General features: G+C 65.6%; 17 protein-coding genes. 7 read left to right on the top strand and 10 right to left on the bottom strand.

The window, feature by feature from the left end:
• The first annotated feature begins 108 nt into the window (after window positions 1–108).
• The 4 genes from DQP56_RS02035 to DQP56_RS02020 all read left to right on the top strand — a co-directional run bounded on the left by DQP56_RS02035 (window position 109) and on the right by DQP56_RS02020 (window position 5082).
• A complete protein-coding gene (locus DQP56_RS02035) occupies window positions 109–1167 on the top strand; it encodes a ferredoxin--NADP reductase (protein ID WP_112683345.1) in 1059 nt (352 codons plus the stop codon).
• Between the two features lie 92 nt (window positions 1168–1259).
• Window positions 1260–2345 (top strand): NAD(P)H-dependent amine dehydrogenase family protein, encoded by a 1086-nt coding sequence (locus tag DQP56_RS02030; protein ID WP_112683312.1) that lies wholly within the window; start codon window positions 1260–1262, stop codon window positions 2343–2345.
• 102 nt (window positions 2346–2447) lie between these two features.
• A complete protein-coding gene (locus DQP56_RS02025) occupies window positions 2448–3455 on the top strand; it encodes an NAD-dependent epimerase/dehydratase family protein (protein ID WP_112683311.1) in 1008 nt (335 codons plus the stop codon).
• Between the two features lie 22 nt (window positions 3456–3477).
• The gene (locus DQP56_RS02020; protein WP_112683310.1) at window positions 3478–5082 is read left to right on the top strand and encodes a class I adenylate-forming enzyme family protein; all 1605 of its coding nucleotides are present in this window, start codon (window positions 3478–3480) and stop codon (window positions 5080–5082) included.
• Window positions 5083–5085: 3 nt separating this feature from the next.
• On the opposite strand, the gene DQP56_RS02015 is transcribed toward DQP56_RS02020, so the two are convergent.
• The 4 genes from DQP56_RS02015 to DQP56_RS02000 form a co-directional block, all read right to left on the bottom strand.
• Window positions 5086–6510, bottom strand: coding sequence for a class I adenylate-forming enzyme family protein (locus DQP56_RS02015; protein ID WP_112683309.1), 1425 nt, complete (start codon window positions 6508–6510; stop codon window positions 5086–5088).
• Between the two features lie 7 nt (window positions 6511–6517).
• On the bottom strand, window positions 6518–7255 hold the full coding sequence (locus DQP56_RS02010; RefSeq protein WP_112683308.1) for an alpha/beta fold hydrolase: 738 nt from the start codon (window positions 7253–7255) through the stop codon (window positions 6518–6520).
• A 20-nt stretch (window positions 7256–7275) separates the two neighbouring features.
• The gene (locus tag DQP56_RS02005; protein WP_234825466.1) at window positions 7276–8172 is read right to left on the bottom strand and encodes an LLM class F420-dependent oxidoreductase; all 897 of its coding nucleotides are present in this window, start codon (window positions 8170–8172) and stop codon (window positions 7276–7278) included.
• Window positions 8173–8313: 141 nt separating this feature from the next.
• The gene (locus DQP56_RS02000; RefSeq protein WP_112683306.1) at window positions 8314–9099 is read right to left on the bottom strand and encodes an enoyl-CoA hydratase/isomerase family protein; all 786 of its coding nucleotides are present in this window, start codon (window positions 9097–9099) and stop codon (window positions 8314–8316) included.
• A gap of 242 nt (window positions 9100–9341) precedes the next feature.
• Here DQP56_RS02000 and DQP56_RS01995 point away from each other — a divergent pair, with 242 nt between their 5' ends.
• Window positions 9342–11810: a CaiB/BaiF CoA-transferase family protein gene (locus DQP56_RS01995; protein WP_165824861.1), complete on the top strand. Its 2469-nt coding sequence runs from the start codon at window positions 9342–9344 to the stop codon at window positions 11808–11810.
• A 6-nt stretch (window positions 11811–11816) separates the two neighbouring features.
• Here the strand turns inward: DQP56_RS01995 and DQP56_RS01990 are convergent, their stop codons facing one another.
• Entirely contained in the window at window positions 11817–12503 is a 687-nt protein-coding gene (locus DQP56_RS01990) for a TetR/AcrR family transcriptional regulator (protein WP_112683305.1), read from the bottom strand.
• A 289-nt stretch (window positions 12504–12792) separates the two neighbouring features.
• On the opposite strand from DQP56_RS01990, the gene DQP56_RS01985 reads away from it, so the two are divergent.
• On the top strand, window positions 12793–14136 hold the full coding sequence (locus DQP56_RS01985) for a phosphotransferase (RefSeq protein WP_112683304.1): 1344 nt from the start codon (window positions 12793–12795) through the stop codon (window positions 14134–14136).
• Window positions 14137–14299: 163 nt separating this feature from the next.
• On the top strand, window positions 14300–14926 hold the full coding sequence (locus DQP56_RS01980; RefSeq protein WP_234825461.1) for a TetR/AcrR family transcriptional regulator: 627 nt from the start codon (window positions 14300–14302) through the stop codon (window positions 14924–14926).
• Here the strand turns inward: DQP56_RS01980 and DQP56_RS01975 are convergent, their stop codons facing one another.
• The 5 genes from DQP56_RS01975 to DQP56_RS01955 all read right to left on the bottom strand — a co-directional run bounded on the left by DQP56_RS01975 (window position 14927) and on the right by DQP56_RS01955 (window position 18519).
• Window positions 14927–15385: a nuclear transport factor 2 family protein gene (locus DQP56_RS01975; protein ID WP_234825460.1), complete on the bottom strand. Its 459-nt coding sequence runs from the start codon at window positions 15383–15385 to the stop codon at window positions 14927–14929.
• A complete protein-coding gene (locus DQP56_RS01970; protein ID WP_234825459.1) occupies window positions 15382–16392 on the bottom strand; it encodes an LLM class flavin-dependent oxidoreductase in 1011 nt (336 codons plus the stop codon). Before DQP56_RS01970 ends, DQP56_RS01975 begins: the two co-directional genes overlap by 4 nt.
• On the bottom strand, window positions 16389–17132 hold the full coding sequence (locus DQP56_RS01965; RefSeq protein WP_165824860.1) for an SDR family NAD(P)-dependent oxidoreductase: 744 nt from the start codon (window positions 17130–17132) through the stop codon (window positions 16389–16391). Before DQP56_RS01965 ends, DQP56_RS01970 begins: the two co-directional genes overlap by 4 nt.
• Window positions 17133–17422: 290 nt before the next feature.
• Entirely contained in the window at window positions 17423–17845 is a 423-nt protein-coding gene (locus DQP56_RS01960; protein ID WP_133258878.1) for a nuclear transport factor 2 family protein, read from the bottom strand.
• Window positions 17842–18519, bottom strand: a complete 678-nt coding sequence (locus tag DQP56_RS01955) for an isochorismatase family protein (protein WP_234825458.1) — start codon at window positions 18517–18519, stop codon at window positions 17842–17844. Before DQP56_RS01955 ends, DQP56_RS01960 begins: the two co-directional genes overlap by 4 nt.

The raw sequence follows: 18519 nt of genomic DNA, 5'->3' as shown, positions 1-18519 counted from the left end.
GGAGGCGGAGGGCTTCAAACAATTACGCAACTGGGCCCGCAACTTCTACCCACAACAGACCACGGCACCAGCGTGAAGGACATCGCACCGGGCTTGCAGGTCACCCAGATGGCGACGGACGAACCGCTGGGCAGCCACGTGTTGGAACTGCAAGTGGCCGAGGTCGTCGCAGAAACCGACGACGCGCGGTCGCTGGTGTTCGCGGTACCTGATGAGGCCGAGATTCCACCGCAGCGGCTGCGTTACGCACCCGGACAATTCCTGACCCTGCGGATTCCCAGCGACCGCACGGGTTCGGTGGCCCGCTGCTATTCGTTGTGCAGTTCGCCGTTCACCGACGACGCCTTGGCGGTCACCGTCAAGCGCACGGTCGACGGGTACGCGTCCAACTGGTTGTGCGATCACGCCCGGCCGGGGATGCGGATTCATGTGCTCGCGCCGTCGGGCACCTTTGTGCCCCGGTCGCTTGACGCCGACTTCCTGCTGGTGGCTGCCGGGAGCGGGATCACCCCGATGATGGCGATCTGCAAATCGGCGCTGGTGCAGGGCAGTGGCCAGGTGACGCTGGTCTACGCCAACCGCAACGAACGGTCGGTGATCTTCGCCGACGCACTGCGTGAGCTGGCTGACAAATTTCCCGATCGGCTGACCGTGGTGCACTGGCTGGAGTCGGTGCAGGGTCAGCCCAGCGTTGCCGCGCTGGCCGCTTTGGCGGCACCCTACACCGAACGCGAGGTGTTCATCTGCGGGCCCGGAGCGTTCATGCAGGCCGTCGGTGAAGCCATGGAGACGTTGGACGTTTCCGCCGAGCAGATCCATCTCGAGGTGTTCAAGTCGCTGGACAGCGATCCGTTTGCCGCGGTCACGGTCGAGGACTCCGGTACCGAGCCGCCGGCAACCGCGATTGTCACTCTCGACGGCGACACCCACGAAGTGACCTGGCCGCGGAACACCAAGCTGCTCGACGTGCTGCTCGATAGCGGACTTGACGTGCCGTTCTCCTGTCGCGAAGGGCACTGCGGTGCTTGTGCCTGCACCATGGGCAGCGGCGAAGTGACGATGGAAGTCAACGACGTGCTCGAACAGGCCGATCTCGACGACGGTCTCATTCTGGCTTGCCAGGCGCGGCCGAGGTCCGATTCAACGGAGATCACTTACGACGACTAGCCCCGGAACGAAGGTTTGATATGCACGAATCCTGCCAGGCGCCCGGCTCCTGACATCGGCAAGGATCCACGACGACGGAGGATGGAGGCGCGATGACACAGCGAAAACTGCGCGTGATCCACTGCGGGACAGGAACAATCGGCGAACACGGCTTACGTGCTGTCATCGCCCATCCCGACTTGGAATTGGTCGGCTTACTGGCAAACTCAGAGGAGAAGCTCGGGCGTGACGCCGGTGAGCTGGTCGGCGGCGACGCCACCGGCGTGGTCGCCACCGATGACGTCAATCAGCTGCTCGGTACTAGCGCGGACTGTCTGAGTTACTTCGCCACGACCACAGGACGTGAAAACGACGCCGCCGATCAGATCGCGGCGTTCCTGCGGTCCGGTACCAATGTGTCCACTGTCGCTTTCAGCGGGCTGGTAGACCCGCCGTCAATGAACCCGATCCTGCTGGCGAAGTTGCAGGACGCCGCTTTGGGCGGAGGTGCCAGCCTGTTTAATTCCGGCATTGAACCAGGTTTTGTCACAACCCAATTCCCGATTTCTGTGTTGTCAATCTGTTCGGATATCGAGGCCGTGGTGACCTCCGAGTACTTCAACTACGGCAAGTATCCCGACCCCAGACTGATTCGTGACGCGATGGGATTCGGCATGCCGGCGGATTACGTAGGGGGCATGTTCATTCCCGGCGGGCCGCTTTCCTACGACACGCTCTGGGGTGCGGCGGTGCGGTGGTTGACTCGCCAACTGGGCGCAGAACCCGAGCGACTGAAGCTCGAGCGTTCGGTCTGGTTGGCCGACAAAGACTTCGAGATGGCAGCGGGGCCAGTGGCGGCCGGAACGGTCGGGGCGCTCCGGTTCCAGATCCAGAGCATCGTGGACGGCAAGCCCCTCGTGGTCGCCGAACACGTGAACTTCGGGTGTGAGGCGGCGGCGCCGGACTGGCAACGCCCGCAGCTCGGCGATAATGGTGTGTATCGGGTCGTGGTGCGGGCCAACCCAGACCTCGACGTGCAGATGGCCTTCGCCGGGCGGCACAGCGGCTCGATCGGGGGCCGGCTCGCCTGCGCAAACCACATCGTCAACGCCATCCCCGCGGTCTGTGCTGCCGCGCCGGGCGTTGTCACGGTCACCGAGCTGGATCATTACCATGGCCGCGCAGCCGAACGGGGCTGACCCCCCTTTGGCCGGGACCGGCCCTCACCACCAGAGTGGCTGCACCGTTCGAGTAACTTTGACGATGAATCGGCAGAGGAGAGCAAACGGTTGGCGGGTCGCATGAAGCTGGTCATCGGGGCCAGCGGGTTCTTGGGGTCGCATGTCGTGCGGCAATTGGTCGAGCGCGGTGAGTCGGTGCGGGTTCTACTCCGTCACACCAGCTCCACTAGGGCCATCGATGACCTTGGGGTGGAACGCAGGTACGGCGACATCTTCGATGCCGCCGCCGTGCGCGACGCCATGGAGGGCTGCGACGACGTCTACTACTGCGTCGTGGACGCACGGGCATGGTTGCGCGATCCCGCCGATCTGTTTCGCACCAACGTGGAAGGTCTGCGTCAGGTTCTGGATGTCGCGGTCGACGCCGATCTGCGCCGGTTCGTGTTCACCAGCACGATCGGCACCATCGCGTTATCCGACGAGGGTTTGGCCACCGAGGACGAGCCGTTCAACTGGCTCGATCGGGGCGGCGCCTACATCCGTTCACGCGTCGACGCCGAGAATCTGGTGCTGGACTATGCCCGCGACCGGGGTCTGCCGGCGGTCGCACTGTGCGTTTCCAACACCTATGGCCCCGGCGACTGGCAACCCACCCCGCACGGATCATTGCTTGCCGCGGCTGCCGCGGGGAAGATGCCTGTCTACGTCAAGGACATGGCGATGGAAGTCGTCGGGATCGAAGACGCCGCCCGCGCGCTGATCCTCGCCGCCGACCACGGCCGCGTCGGCGAGCGCTACATCGTCTCCGAACGGTTCATCAGTGCCCGCGAATTGTATGAAGCCGCCGCCGACGCCGGCGGAGCCAAGCGCCCGGGGTTCGGAATCCCGCTCAAAGCGATGTACGTCTTGGGTTTTGGCGGAGATGTAGCCGCAACGGTGCTTCGTCGCGACATGGTGCTCTCGAGGCTGAGCGTGCGCCTGATGCACATCATGTCGCCGATGGATCACCGCAAGGCCGAGCGGGAATTGGGGTGGCATCCCGAACCGATCCACGACTCGATACGCAAAGCCGTGCATTTTTATCGCAGCCGCGCGGCCGCCGACGGTCCTGCCTCGCGGGCACGGTAACTCAGGTCAGTATCTGATCCCGATGGTCTTCGACTACACGTTCCTACGGGACAAGTGGTACCGCGACGGGTGGTTTTCTACTCAAAACTGCATCGATGTATTTGAACAGGGTGCGGTCGCACACGGCGACGTGCCAGTGGTGTTCGTCGCCGACGGTGTCGAGACCAGGACCACCGTCGGCGCGATACATCAACGGGCCGAGGACGTGGCGGCGGGTCTGCAGCGGCTCGGTGTGCGCGCCGGCGACGCTGTCGCGGTTCAGCTGACCAACCGGATCGAGTGCGCTGTCGCCTACCAGGCGGTCCTGCGGTGCGGGGCGGTATTGGTGCCGATCGTGCACATCTACGGGCCCAACGAAGTGTCCTTCATTCTCGCCGAGTCGAGGGCGAAGGTATTCATCATGGCGGCGCAGTTTCGCACCACGGTGTATCTGGACCGGGTCGGCGACTTCGCTGCGATTCCGACGCTGCAGCAGCTCGTTGTCATCGACGCTGATGCCGGACGGGGCTACGTCGGTTGGGAGGATCTCATCGCCCAGCACGAGTATGAACGTCCGGTCGTGTCTGCCGACGATGTCGCGGTGTTGATCTACACCTCTGGGACGACTTCGGTGCCCAAAGGCGTGCAGCACAGCCATAATTCGTTGTTGGCTGAGCAGAAGACGCTGCCGTACCTGATTGGCCGTACCGCGGGAGCCGTCCAATTGGTGAGCTTTCCGCCCGGCCACATCGCCGGGGTGGGCTCACTATTGCGGCCGCTGATATCGGGTAGTCGAACGGTGTTTCTCGATGCCTGGGAACCGGCCACCGCTGCCGAGCTGGTACGCCGGTTCCGGGTAACCGCGACCGCGGGCACACCGTTTCACCTGGAAGGGCTGCTCGATCTGGGCGACGCCCGCGACAGATTGGCCACCTTGCGTGAATTCCTCACCGGTGCGGCGCCCGTCACCGAGGAACTGGGTAGACGTGCCCACGCTGCCGGCATCAATTCGTTTCGCTGCTACGGATCCACCGAGCAGCCCACCATTACCGCTGCCCGGCCCGATGACCCACCGGCGGCCCGGATGGGCACCGACGGTCATCCGATGCCCGGCGTAGCGGTGCGGATACTCGGACCCGAGGGGGCCGATCGGCCGGTGGGTGCCGACGGTGAGGTGGTCGTGCGGGGCCCCGACCAGTTCGTCGGATACCAGGATCCGGTATTGAACGCCGACGCGTTCACCGCCGATGGATGGTTTCGGACCGGGGACCTCGGCCACGTCGACGCTGAAGGCCGGCTGACCATCACCGATCGGATCAAAGACGTCATCATCCGCGGCGGTGAGACGATCTCGTCGGGACAGGTCGAAGACGTCCTAACCACTCATCCCGCGGTGGCCGATGGCGCCGTGGTCGCCGCGCCGGACCCCCGCTACGGCGATATCGTTGCGGCGGTGGTGACTCTGAAACCCGGTGCCACTTTGGATCTCGACCAGCTGCGGGCGTATTTTGCGGCGTCCGGGCTGGCCAAACAGAAGACCCCGGAGCGGTTGGTGATCGTCGACACGCTGCCTCGAACCGCGCTGGGCAAGGTGCGCAAGGCTGATCTGCGAAGGAAACATTTCGGTGGACTGCCGTTGGGACGGTGACCGTTAGGCCTCGTGCCGGGTGCGCAGAGCAGCGCGGTTGACCTTGCCGGCGTGATTGAGCGGCAAGCCGGCGACGTCATACCAGAAGGTCGGCACCTTGAATCCGGCCAGCCGGGACCGAACGAACGACCGCAGCTCCTCGTGATCGGGCGGACGCTCGGGGTCGGTCGTGACGATGAAAGCGGCCAAGTTCTCTCCGAGGCGGCTGTCGGGGACACCCACGACGGCTGCCGCCGCGACCCCCGGGTGGGTGGCGAGCACGTTCTCGACCTCGAGCGGGTAGACGTTTTCACCGCCGCGGATGATCATGTCGTGACGGCGACCTCGCAGGTGCACATACCCTTCGGCGTCGACCGCCCCCAGGTCGCCGGTGTGCAGCCAGCCGTCGGCGCCGTGCACCGACAGATGCGCCGCCGCAGCGAGCAATTCGCCGGTGCCGGACTCGTCGGGGCTTTCGATGCGCAACCGCAGACCGGGCACGGGCCGACCGATCGTACGCAGCAATTGGGTCTGCCCGTCCGCTGCCCGGCGATGGTCCTGGGGCGAGAGACACGTGATTGGGCTGCCCTCGGTTTGTCCGAAGAGGTTGACCAGGCCCACTTCGGGCAGGGCGTGGAGCACCCGGTGCAACGTGGCGGGGGAGATCGGGGACGCACCGTAGATCAGCGTCCGCAGCGGCACCGCATCGAGCAGATTTTCGGCCAGTAGCATCTCGATCATCGAGGGGACCAGCAGGCAGTGTGTTGCTTCCAGTCGGTGCAGGCTCCGCCACCAGTCAACCGAAAATCGTTGAGTGGCAATGATGGTAGCGCCTGCGTGTAATGCGACAAGGGTATTGCCCAGGCCGCCGATGTGATGAATCGGCGAGCCCGTGGCGTAGCGGTGATTCGGACCGATGGCGATGAGTTCGCGCAATACCTCGGCGCGGGACTCAAGGACCGGCTGAGTAAAAGCGACACGTTTGGGCAACCCCGTGGTTCCCGACGTATGCAGATAGAACGCGGGGCCCGCAGGTGCCGATGCCAACGGTGTGTCCGATACCGACAGGCCGGTGAGGGCGACGACCCGCACACCGGCGACCTCGGCGACCGCCTGTGCCGTCGCGAGGAAGGCTGGTTCAGTGAGCAGGACCGGCGAACCGCTGTCGCTTACCGCCGGCGCCAACTCATCCGCTGTCAGTCGAGGTCCCAGTGGCGCCAACGGTGTGCCGGCTGCCATGCCACCCAACAGCAGGGCCAGCGCGTCGGCATTGTTGGTCAGCAGGGCCGGCACGGGGCAGTCGGCCGGGAGGGCCAGTCCGGTAAGCAAGTCGCTGGCGTGCACGGCCCTGCGGATCAAATCGCGCCCGCTGACGGCCGAAGCGTCATCGACCACCGCGGGCCGATCGCTGTCCGCGTGAACCGCTATTATCTGGTGCAGCCATGTCATGGTGAGCTCAGCAGTACACTCGGCAACGTTCGATCAGTGTGCGCGCCAGCGGTTCTGGATGGCTGACCATAACGTCGTGGCAGGCGTCGAGGGGGATCAGCGTTTGCACGCCGCCGAGCGCCTCGATGCTGGCCTGCTGCGACCGGACGGAAAGCGCCCGGTCGCGGGTGGTCAGGATCCACGTCCGCGGCACGTCCTGGGGCAGTCCGGTGCGGTCGACGGGTTCGGCGACTATGCGCGCCGACTCCGGATACAGCCGGGATAACGTGAATGTGCGCTGCTCCCGGGTCATGCCGTTGCAGAACGCATACCTCGCCGCCAGCTTCGGGGCCATCATCGGCTTGCCGATTTTCGCTGCGCGCCGGGCGAACCAGGCCAGCGGTCCGTCGAGGGTGTCCACGATGGCCGAACCCTGCGGTGGGACGAACGCGGTCGCCAGGATCATCTCCCGGACCCGGGGTGAACCCAGTTTGGTGACGACGCCCGGCACCGTCACCCCGGCCATCGAATGACCGACGATCACGATGTCCCCGAATCCGGCCTCCTCGATGTCGGCGACCACCGATTCCACCCAGTCATCGATGGTGGCGGTCGCCAGGCTTCCCGGCTTGCCGCCGTGGCCGGGCAGGTTCACAGCGAGCGTCCGCAACTCAGGTGCCTGCCGACGCAGCTCGGCGACCGTCAGATCCCAACAGTCGCCGGCGTGTTCGCCGCCGTGGACGAGCACCAAATCTGGCAGTGGCATGGCTGGGGTTCCTTCGATGGTCAGCGGTGGATCAGTTGTGAGGCCAGGGTGTCGACGTCGGCGCGAAAATCGTTGAGGGTTCGGCTCGCCGGTTCGACGGTGATCCAGGTGACGCCGGCGTCGGCGTACGCGGCGCCTTGCCGTCGCACCGCCGAACAGAATGCCGCGCAGTCGCCGCTGGCCAGCAGGCCCGCTTCGAACGGAACGAAGGACACGTCGGCTTGGCCGCGGCCCAGTTCGGCGCGGCGCTTGTTGACCCCGGCGATCCACTCGCTCAGGGTGGCAATGTCTTCCAGCGGCCGAGCGCGGGTGATCGCCGCCATCTCTCCGGAGGCCGCCATCGGCATCCAGCCATCGGCCACCTCGGCGACCCGGCGCCGGGCAGCCGGGCTGTTGCCGCCGATCCAGACCGGCGGACCACCCGGCGTCACCGGCAGCGGAAGGGCGATATGGCCGTCCACCCCGAACTCCGGCCCGCGGTGCTCTTCACCGGCCCAGGCGGCCTTCCAGGCCGCCATCGCCTCGTCCAGCAACGCACCCCGACGGCCGAAGTCAGCGCCTAATGCCTCGAACTCCGACTTCAGGTACCCGGCGCCGGTGCCCAGCGTGAACCGGCCGCCGGACAACAGGTCCAGGCTGGCGGCCGATTTGGCGGTCAAGTAGGGGCTGCGGTAGCCCGACACCAGGATGTAGGTCATCACCCGGATGCGGGTGGTGGCGGCCGCAGCGAAACTCAGCGACACAAAAGGGTCAAACGCGTGATGGCCGCCGCGAGCCAGCCACTCCCGGTCGGGATAAGGGTGCTCCGACATCGAAAAGCCGTCGAATCCAGCCTGTTCCACCAGCTCGGCCACGTCACCGAGGCTCGCGCCCTGGCTCCATCGGGCCCAGTGCTTGACCGCCCGCATCGGAAACATCAAGTTGTACCGCACAGCACTCCTATCGCAACAGTCGGAAAGCTTGACGATGGACGCGTCGGAGCGTACATCCGGGTCGCTCATCGTCGATCAGTAGTTCGAACACAGCCGGTTGAGTCTCGGTGTCAGTCATCGTCCTCCTCAACGCGTGCGTGGCGCTTTCTTATTGGTACGCGAATCGGTCCGTCCGTCACCGGCATTTCCGATATGGGTGTAGGCCATGCCATGGCGTTGACGCAGGCTCGGCGAGAGATCCCGAGCCTCCCACATCGCGCGCACCGTGCCCTGCACGCCTTGCGGCCGGCGGGCGGCGATCTCGGCGGCCAGTTCAGCGGCCCGGTCGCGCAGCCTCTCGTCGGGCACGATCTCGGTGACCAGTCCGATGCGCAGCGCGGTCTGGGCTGTCAACCGTTCCTCGCTGCCGAGCAGTGCCCACCGCATCACTTCGCCGTAGGGAACCCCGAGCCCCAGCATGCCCATCGGTTCCAGTGCCGAGACGATGCCCACGTTGGCGTGCGGGTCGAAAAAGGTCGCGGTCTCGGCGCAGATCGAGAAATCACATTCGTTGACGAAGTACATCGCGCCGCCGGCGACGATGCCGTGCAGGGCGGCGATCACCGGCTTCCACACCTTGTGCGCCTTCGGGCCCAGGAAGGCTCCGGGATCCTCCTGGTTGAAGATCGGCTGGTGCGTCCACCAGGTGCCCTCGGACACGTCGATCCCGGTGCAGAACGCGCGGTCACCGTTGGCGCGCAGCACCGCGACGCGGATGTCGTCGTCGTCACGAACGCGGGCCCATGCCGCACGGAGTTCACCGGCCATCGCCTCGTTGAAGCTGTTCAGTTTGTCGGGCCGATTCAGTGTCACCGTCGCGACGTGGTCGGTGAGATCGAACTCGATGGTGCTGGGGTTGTCCAGGTCGGTCATGGCCGCTCCTTGTCTGGTCCGGATAGCACCGACATTCTCGCAGCCGTGTCTTTGACGTCGGTGACCTGGTTAACTAACTAGGGGCCTCCCCGTCGCACTCGAACCGGCGGGCCTACTTGTAGTTCCGAGGCCTCATGCAACAAGAATAAGGTTTTGACATTAATCTTGGCCGGTGCCATGCTAGGTGGCGCGCATCACAACCCTGCGCGGGGACGCCTTGGGTTACAAGAGCAGGAGTGAATATGGCGACAGACGACCCGGCGTCTGATGGCCCACTGACCGACCTGTTGGTCGTCGATCTGTCGACCACCCTGGCCGGCGCGCAGGCCACCCAGTTCCTCGCCGACTGCGGCGCGCAGGTCATCATGGTCGAACCGCCCGATGGCAGCCCGGTGCGCGATCTGCCGGGGTGGCCGGCGCTGCTGCGCGGCAAGCGCAGCGTGACGCTCGATCTGCACGACGACGCCGATCTGGACCGGTTGCGGGGTCTGTTGCGCCGCGCCGACGTCATGGTCAACACCCTGCGTCCCGCCGCTGCCGAGCGCCTCGGTCTGAGTCCCGAGCTGCTGTCCGAGCGTTATCCCCGGCTGGTGGTCGCCAACATCACCGGGTGGGGATCGAGTGGCCCGTGGCGCAACTACAAGGGCTGGGAAGCCCTGATCATGGCCAAGACCGGCGTCATGCACGAAAAGCGTGGGCTGACCCCGCGACCCGGGCCGGCCTTCATTTCGATGCCGTACGCCTCCTGGGGTGCGGCCCATGCGGCGGTGCACGGAGTTCTCGCCGCGCTGATCGAGCGCGAGTCCAGCGGCCTGGGCCAGATCGTGGAATCGAACCTGGTCACCGGGATGGGGGCGATGGACCCCTACAACTGGTTCTACGAGATGGTGCTGGAGCGGTATCCGGGGGCGTTCGAACCGATGGCCGATGTCTACGACGACAAGGGGCGCCCGCAGGCGTACCTGATCTACGCACTTCTCGCCGCCCCGACGAAGGACGGCCGGTGGTTGCAGTTCGCGCAGGTGTCTCCCCGGCTGATGCACGCGTGGCTCACGGAACTCGATTTGCTGGGTGAGCTGGCCGATCCGAAGTGGCAGGGGTTCCCGATGCTTCCCACGGCGGAGCTGCGGATGGAGTGGTGGGACCTGATGCTCGATCGGGTCCGGGCCCGCACCCTCGCCGAGTGGGAGCAGGCGATGAGCACCAATCACGACCTCAGTGGCGAGATGTTTCGAACTCCGGACGAGGCCCTGGAGCATCCCCAGGTCGTCCACGATGGGCGCGCCGTCACGGTGGTCGATCCTGAACTCGGGCCGGTGCGCCAGCCCACGACGCTCATCCATGCCGACGGCAAGCCGCTGACCGCCCTCCGGCCGGCGCCGCGGCTGGGACAAGACAACAGCTCGGTGATTTCCGATGCGCCCACCACGCAACCGGTGTGCTCTGCCGGCGGTGGACCCGAGCAAGCCTCGAGCGAAGTTCCGCTGAAGGGCGTGACGGTGCTCGAGTTCGGCAGCATGTACGCCGGCCCGTACGGTGCGACCCTGCTGACCGACCTGGGTGCCCGGGTGATCAAGGTTGAGCCGCTGGACGGCGACAACATTCGCAACCTGGTCGCCTTCCCCGAAGCGGGCGGGGCGAAGGTGCTGCAGGGCAAGGAGAGTGTCGCGATCGACTTCACCAAGCCCGAAGGACTCGAACTGGTCTACGAGCTGGCCAAGCGCTCCGACTTGGTGCTGCAGTGTTTTCGTGGCAACGCCGCCGAACGAGCCGGAATCGACGAGCAGAAACTCAAAGCGGTCAATCCCGACCTGGTAGTGCTGAGTATGTCCGGCTACGGCGTCGACGGGCCGTACGCACATCGGTCGGCGTATGCGCCGTCGATCGGGGCGGCGGCGGGACTGTCGCTGATCGACAGCCGCGGTGCCGCGCGGCCGCCGGTAGATCTCGACGACGCGCACCGCCGGGCGGTGACGCTGCATGCCGGTAGTGCGGTGCCGGCGGTGCAGGCCGACGGAATCGCCGCGCTCGGTGTCGCCTCGGCGCTGCTGGTCGGCTTGTACGCCCAACGGCGCGGGATCGCGATGCCCCATCTGACCACCACGATGCTTGGCGCCGCGTTGCAGGCGGCGATCAATCACAACACCGGATATGCCGGCCGGCCGGCGATCGAGGCCGCCGATGAGCAGTTCTACGGCCTCAACGCGCTGTACCGGATGTACCGGGCCGCCGACGGGTGGGTGTTCCTGGCGGCGCCGCTGGCCCGCGAATGGGCCACATTCGCCAAAGCCCTGGCACCCTATGTCGATCTGCACGCCGACGAGCGGTTCGCCAGCCCGGCGTCACGGGCAGCGCACGACGACGCCCTCATCGATGCGTTGACACCGGTGTTCGCCACCAAACCGGCGGCCGAATGGGAGCGTGAACTTTCGTCCCGGGATGTTGGCTGTGTCGAAGTGGTGCAACGCAATTCGGAGGGGGTGCTGCAATCCGATCCGTTCTTCGAAGCGGGCTACGCGGTGCTGGCGCACAGCCCGATCTTCGAGGAGCACCGGCGTCTGGCCCCGCTGTGCCGGTTCTCTCGTTCAAGGACCAAGGCCGACGCGGGCTGCACGATCGGTCAGCACACCGATGCGGTATTGCGCGAGATCGGGCTCGACGATGACCGGATCGGCGCCCTGCACGCAGCCGAGGTGATCGGCGGCAGGTGAGTTGGCTCAGCCGTCGTTGTGGCTGGCAAGCAGCGCGCGGGTTTCGTAAGACACCGGGGCGGAGAGCATGCCGACCCAGGTGTCGACGTAGTTGTGCAGCTGCGCCTCGCCCAGCCCATGTCCGGAGCGTGCCGCCGACGCCAGCACATTAATCAGGCTGATGTAGAGCTGGAACGTCCGGCCGCGCCGAATCCGCTCGGGCAAATCCTGCAGGGCGGCGTCGACGAGTTCCTCCAGCCTGTCCTGGGTCCATTCATCCTCGAGATGCTCTGGCCAGTAGTCGCTGCGCGCTTTGGGGTCCTCACTGAGACGGGCCAGGAACGGGACGAACATCTCGCCTGCCTTGATGCTGTTCGCCAGTGGCCGCACCAGCAGCCACACCACGGAGCGCGGATCGGCTTCCCGTCCCTGCTCGCGCATTGTTTGCAGCATCTGCTGGCGGTCCGTTCCCAGGGAGCGTTGACGGTGGGCGATCAGCGCGCGGATCAGGCCGACGCGGGAGCCGAAGTGGTAGCGGATCACCGAGGTGTTGGACTGGCCGGCCGCCTCCTGGATCTCCCGCAACGTCACCGCCTCGATCCCGCGAGTGGCGAACAGCCGCTCGGCGACCTCCATCAACATCACCCGGGTGGACTCACCGGAGGAGTTGCGGCGCCGGACACCGGTGGGCGCATCGGCCCCCTGATCGGTCATCTGGCCTCCTCTCCTCGTTCACAGTTTGCCTCCGGGGGACGTCCGGAAGAAATAATAATGACTGTCAATTAAAACTACCGGAGTTCGGCGCAGGGGTTGCTCAAAAGCCATACGACACAGATTCCCTCGGGGGAGGCGCAGCCGGTTTCGGTCGGCTGCGCTCCCTTGCGCTTGACGCCGTGCGACAAAATAAATATTATGTTGGATAATCGACAAATATATATATCTTGTGGGGTTGGGGTCTGGGAGCGCCACGTTCCGGACTGCAGCCACGGCGAAGGGTTGGTGTATGAGCGACGAGGAAACCATCACGGGCTGGATCAGCCGCAAGATGGGCGCGCGCGTCACCAGCATCACCAGGCAGGCAAGGTGGCGGTCGGCATGGCTGGTCGACGCCGAGCGCGATGGCCTCGTGTTGCCTTTGATCGTGCGGGGGGAGCGGGGCGCGGGAATACCCATGCAGTTTCCGCTCCATCACGAGATGTCGTTGCAGCGGACCATGGAAGAGCAAGGCATTCGGGTCCCCAGGGTGCACGGCTGGATCGACGAACTCCCTGCCTATGTCATGGACCGCGTGGACGGTCGGCCGGGATTCGAGGACCTCACGATCGAACAGCGCGATGCGTTGATGCGTGATTACATGGCCGAACTCGCGAAACTGCATCGTCTTCCGTTGCAACCGTTCCTCGAAGCCGGCATTCAACGCGCGCCCACCCCAGCTGAGGCGGGCAGCTACGGAATCGGCCGCTTCGAAGCGGTGTGGCGCGCGGGCAAGAATGCGCCCAACCCGCTGCTCGAGTTCGTTCTCGGGTGGCTCAAGCGCAACCCCGTCCAAACCAATGGGCGTGAATCGGCGATCGTGTGGGACTCCGGCCAGCTTCATCAGAGAGACGGGCATCTGGTGGCGTTGCTCGACGTGGAAGCCGGTCACATCGGTGATCCGATGATGGACCTGGCCGCGCCGCGGATGCGGGACACCGTCCTGCACTTCGGCGATTTCGAGGCGCTCTACCAGGAATACGAACGGGCAGGCGGATTCCCGGTGGACATGGACGCGATCCAGCTGCACCACATCGCCTTCACGCTCACCAATGAACTCGCGTTCCGCAACTCGCTCAACGCCCCCGAGCCGGACTCGGACTACATGACCAACCTGCACTGGTGCAGTGAGACCAACCTGCATGCCATCGAGGCGCTGGGAGAGCGTCTGGGAATTGCGCTGGAACCCCCGGAGATCCCCGCAGCGACGGTGACCCGCGCGGCCACTGCGCACGACCAGCTCATCCACATGCTCCGTGGAGTGTCGACCGACGACGAGTACATCCGGTATCGGCTCCGCGTCGCCTTCCGGCTTGCGCGCTACGTGGGGCGTGAGGACGAGATCGGCGCCGAGCTCACCAATGCGGATCTGGACGACCTCGCCCAGCTTCTGGATCATCGGCCTGACACCTGGCAGGAAGGTGACGCCGCCCTGGAACAGTTCGTGCTCGCCGACCACGGTCAACACGACGAGCAGCTGTGCCGGTTGTTCTACCGTCGACAGATTCGTCACAAGAATGCGCTGGGGCCGCCGGGTTCGGCGATGGTTGCTCACCACACGTGCCAACCGTTTCCCGCGCGTGTGGGGTTTTAGGAGCTGGATCTGGCACGCCGGCGCCGACGGGCACGGTGCCGGCGATCAGGCGCCCGCCTCTTGGCGGAATTTTGGTTTCGGGGAACGGCCGTGCCGATCTTGCGACACATTGTGCTTTTGTGTTGGCCACGGTCAGTGTGTCGCGTGGGTAAAGTGAGGCCTCGTGACGTCGAAGCCAGACGCGAACCGGGCCGGTGCGTGGGGTGCGGACCTTCCGTTGAATGAGGAAGAAGCAAAGGAAAGACTGCTCGCAGCGGCTGAAGCGTGCTACGCCGAGCGTGGGCCGATGCGGACCCGCATGAGCGACATCGCCAGCAAGGCCGGAGTGAACCGCTCCACGGTCTATTACTACTTCCCGAACAAAGAAGCCGTGCTCGTGGCCTCCTTGGTCAGGGCCTTGGCCGGCATCTTCGTCTCGATCGAATCATGTTGGCAGACCGACGAGCCGTTTCTCGAGCAACTCGTCGCGGCATGCCTTGCGGGCAACGAGGCGGCGCGAACGTCGCCGACCACGAGGCTCCTGATCGGCAACGATGAAGCCGGGCACACCTTCCATGCGGCCGAGACCTCAGACTTGTGGCGTAGCGAATTGGCGAAGGTCCTCGGGCGCCGCATTGCGCGCGCCGCGGCCGCCGGCGAAGTGCGCGATGATGTTGCACCAGAAACGTTGGCGCGTTGGGTGACCCGCATCAACTTCAGCCTCATGACCGAGCCCGCCAGCCCGGAAGACGGCGGCGAAGAGGGCATCCTGCGTGACTTGCTCGCGGCATCGCTGGCGCCACGGCGCTAGCTAGGGCGAGATTTTCGAGGTGATCCCCAGCAGGCTCTCCACCGGAGAACCCGGGACGCAGCCCTCGACGATCGCACGCCGGCGCGCGAAGCGCCGCTCACCGTCGACCGTGACGACCTCGTCGGTGTAGGTGCCCCAGTGATCCAGGCCCCGGGTGCCGACGAACTGAAAGCAGGCGTACGTCGTCGCAGTCCCCTCCGAGCCCGGTTCGACGTAAACGGTGCTGAGGTAGTGGCGCGCCGGGGTGAAGCCGGCAGCGATGAAGGCGCCCTTGACACTGGCGAAGAAGCCGAGCACTCCTTCGGGTCCGATGTAGGAGTCGTTGTTGGTCTCGAAGACACCGTCCACGGCGAAGAGTTCGGAGAGCAACTTGACTTGTCCCGAGTCGGCGAGGTACTGGTAGCGAGCCAACAAGTGGGCGACCGCGATTCGGGCTTCGAGCTCGTCTGGCGACATCATGGGTCTATCCCTTCTGAACGGCCATCCGCGGCCAGGAGTGGAGCGAGCGTGGTGCAGATGGTCTGCAAGTGCCGCAGCGACCAGTCCTCGGGCATTCCGCCGAGCGAAACCCAGAAGAAGACGGTCTCGGTCGGAGAATCGCCGATCATCCCACGGACGCGACCCGCCATCGCTTCGGGAGTCTCGCACCAGAAGTAATTCTGCGCCTTGGCTTCTCGGCCGCGAAGCCGATCGGGGTCGATCGGTCTTGGTGTGTCTCGACCGGTGCCTTCGACGGCGTGCTTGTTGTACGAATCGAGCTGATACGCAAGGTGGGTGGCCACCGTCGGCCAGTCCCGATCCGGGTCGTCGGTGACCCAGCCTTGGATACCGCCGGCCATGCGACCGCGGGCCGGATCGTGACCGCCCTCGATGAGCCCGGCCCGATAGGGCTCCCAAAGGCGACCTTCAGCCGAGAGGAGTCCCTCGCCGAGTAAGCCCGCGCGGCGGGCTCCTTGGGGCCCTTGATAACCCATCCAGATCGGCGGCGGCTCCTGGACGGGGCGCGGTGTCACGCCACCCGGCGCCCACAGGCGGCGAATCTCCCTGGCGCTGTCGTCGGTTTGGCCGTACTTGCGGTCCAGGCTCCGTCCGTACAACTCGTACTCGGGGATGCGATACCCGGCGCCCAGTCCGAGATCCAGACGACCACCCGATACCAGGTCCACGACCGCGGCCTGCTCGGCGATCTCGGCGGGGTGATGGAGGGGGGCGATCACGATCGCCGTACCGATGCGAACACGTTTGGTGCGGGCTGCCACCGCGGCGGCGAAGGTCAGGGGTGCAGCCATGTAGTCGTCGTCGAACAGGTGATGCTCCGTCATCCAAACCGAGTGAGCACCAAGATGTTCAGCTTCTTCGCACATCTCCAGGGCGAAGGAATGGACACGGGCGGGATCGCGCCGCCACTGCCGAGGATTGCGAAGATCGAAGTAGAGGCCGACATTGACCTTGGATAAAGTCGTCACGTCAGTGGCTCCTCGTCATGGGTGGCGGGTCCTTCAGGTTCGTAGTCACTTCCCGGCCCTGCCCAGCCGGGAAGTAAGCCATTCTTGCGTGCCAGTCCGGGCAGGTAGATCCGTTTCGTGCGCAGTTGCCGCGCCTCGGGTGTCGTCGCCAGCCAGGCGATGGCGGCGCCGATGGCTTCGGGCGGAGAGACTGGGGCGTCGGGGTAGTTGCGGCGCTGCTCGGCCAACGCGTCCCCGTAGCTGACGAAGCCGGGATCCAGGGTGTAGACGGTGATGCCGCGCTCGCCCAGCTCGACGTTGAGCACGCTGCCGAAGCGGTCGATCCCGGCCTTGGCCGCGGCATAGGCGACGCTCCACCCGTGCACCGGACCGGCCGCGGGCGGATCGTTGACGACCACATAAGACGTCATGTTCATCACCGTGCCGGAGCCGCGTTCGATCATTCCCGGCAGCAATTGCTGCAGCAGGATGGCGGGTGCGACGACGTCTGCCTGCAAGCTCCGCTCGAACAGCTCGATCGGAGTGTCCAGGAAGTAGTCCATGGCCCCGGGGCCCTGATAGACGCCGATATTGACGACGAGATCCACCCGCCCGTAAGCGTCGAGTGCCGCATCGGCCGCCCGAACGACGGCATCGTGATCCAGCAGATCCATGGCTACCGGCAGTGCCCTGGCTCCAGTCCGTTCGACGCTCAGCGCGACCTGCTCCAGACTGCCGGGTAGTGTTCGGCGGTCAGTCAAACCAGCCCACGGTGCGTCCCGTCGCCCATCGCCCTCGCGCATGGTGCGAGCCGTGATCGCCAGGTCGAAACCGGCTTCGGCAAGCGCGATCGCAGTCGCCGCACCCATACCGCGGCTGGCGCCCGTGACGAAGGCTACCGGCCTTCCAGCGGATGGCAGAGAGGCCGTCATCGGTCGGTCTCCGCGGTCCCGTGGCCAGGTATGGCCGCCACGCAAGGCCGGCCTCGACCGAGGTCGCCATGATGGTGCCGGCATTTATCCCAGGCCTGGCGGGCGATGAGCGCCACGAGTCAGTTCGCAGGGACGTTGCCGGTGCTGGCTGTCCACTTGCCGTAGGGGATGTGGTCGGGAATCTCCCAGAAGCTGCGAACAGCGCTGCTGCCGTCGGGATTCAGCCGCCAGACGTCGACGCTGGGGATGATCAGTGGTTCCCCGCGGTAGGTGCCTTCGTTGTGACAGACCACTACTGCTTCGGGACCGCCGAGGATCAGTTGTTCGATGCGCACCGCTGGATGGTTTGGTCCGGTGCGATCCCAGAGTTCCTCGGCCAGTGCCCAGCCTCGTTTAACCGGAGTTCCGACGGGATCCTCTAGGGTCGGCTCCCCGGGCGCGGCGGCCTTCCAATGCTGGAGCCAACCCTGTTTGTCCTGGTCGTTCCACAGCTCATACCAGCGGCGGATGAATCGTTCGTAGACCTCACCGGACATCGTCATCGCTGATCGACCTTTCTCGGTGGTTGAACCGAATCTGTTGTCGTGGTTGATTGTTGATGCTCGCTCGTGTGCCATGCGGCGGCCAGTTCGGCGACATCGGTGATTCGGGCCAGCATGGCGATGGTGTTTTTCAGGACGAGTTGGCCGTACTCGACCGGGGTGCCGACGACGGCGTCGCGCGGGACCACCGCGTGAAACCCTTCGTGAACTGCCTGTCCCACCGCCAGCGGTATGGCGACGTTGAGGGACACTCCGGCGAAGATCAGCGTGTGAATGTCCTTGGCGCGCAGGAGGGGCAGCAGTTCGGTGCCCCACGTGGGTGATACTCCCTGGTGGCGGGGGACGACCAGGTCGGCGGGATCGAGCAGTGTGGCCAGGATCTCGGTTGCCGGGTGGCCGGGCGCCCAGTCGGCGGTCGCACGCGCGGTGGCCCGCATCAGGGGGGCGGTCCCCGGGCTGCCGCCGAGGCTGCCGGCGAAGGGGGTGTGGACCACCAGCGCGCCGGCGGATCGGGCGATCGCCAGTAGCTGCCCGATCGCAGCGAGCGCGGGTTGAGCGTCGGCAGCCAGCGCGGGCAGGATCGAATCTTTTCCCAGAACGCCGTTTTGGCATTCGATGCAGACCACGGCGGCATGCCTGGGCTCGGGCGCTGCCCACTGAGGTGTAGACGTCAC

Origin of the sequence: Mycolicibacter senuensis, from assembly GCF_003284925.1 — a bacterium.
Lineage (GTDB): Bacteria > Actinomycetota > Actinomycetes > Mycobacteriales > Mycobacteriaceae > Mycobacterium > Mycobacterium algericum_A.
The sequence above is the reverse complement of the archived record's forward strand: the minus strand, read 5'-3'. Positions and strand labels throughout refer to the sequence as shown.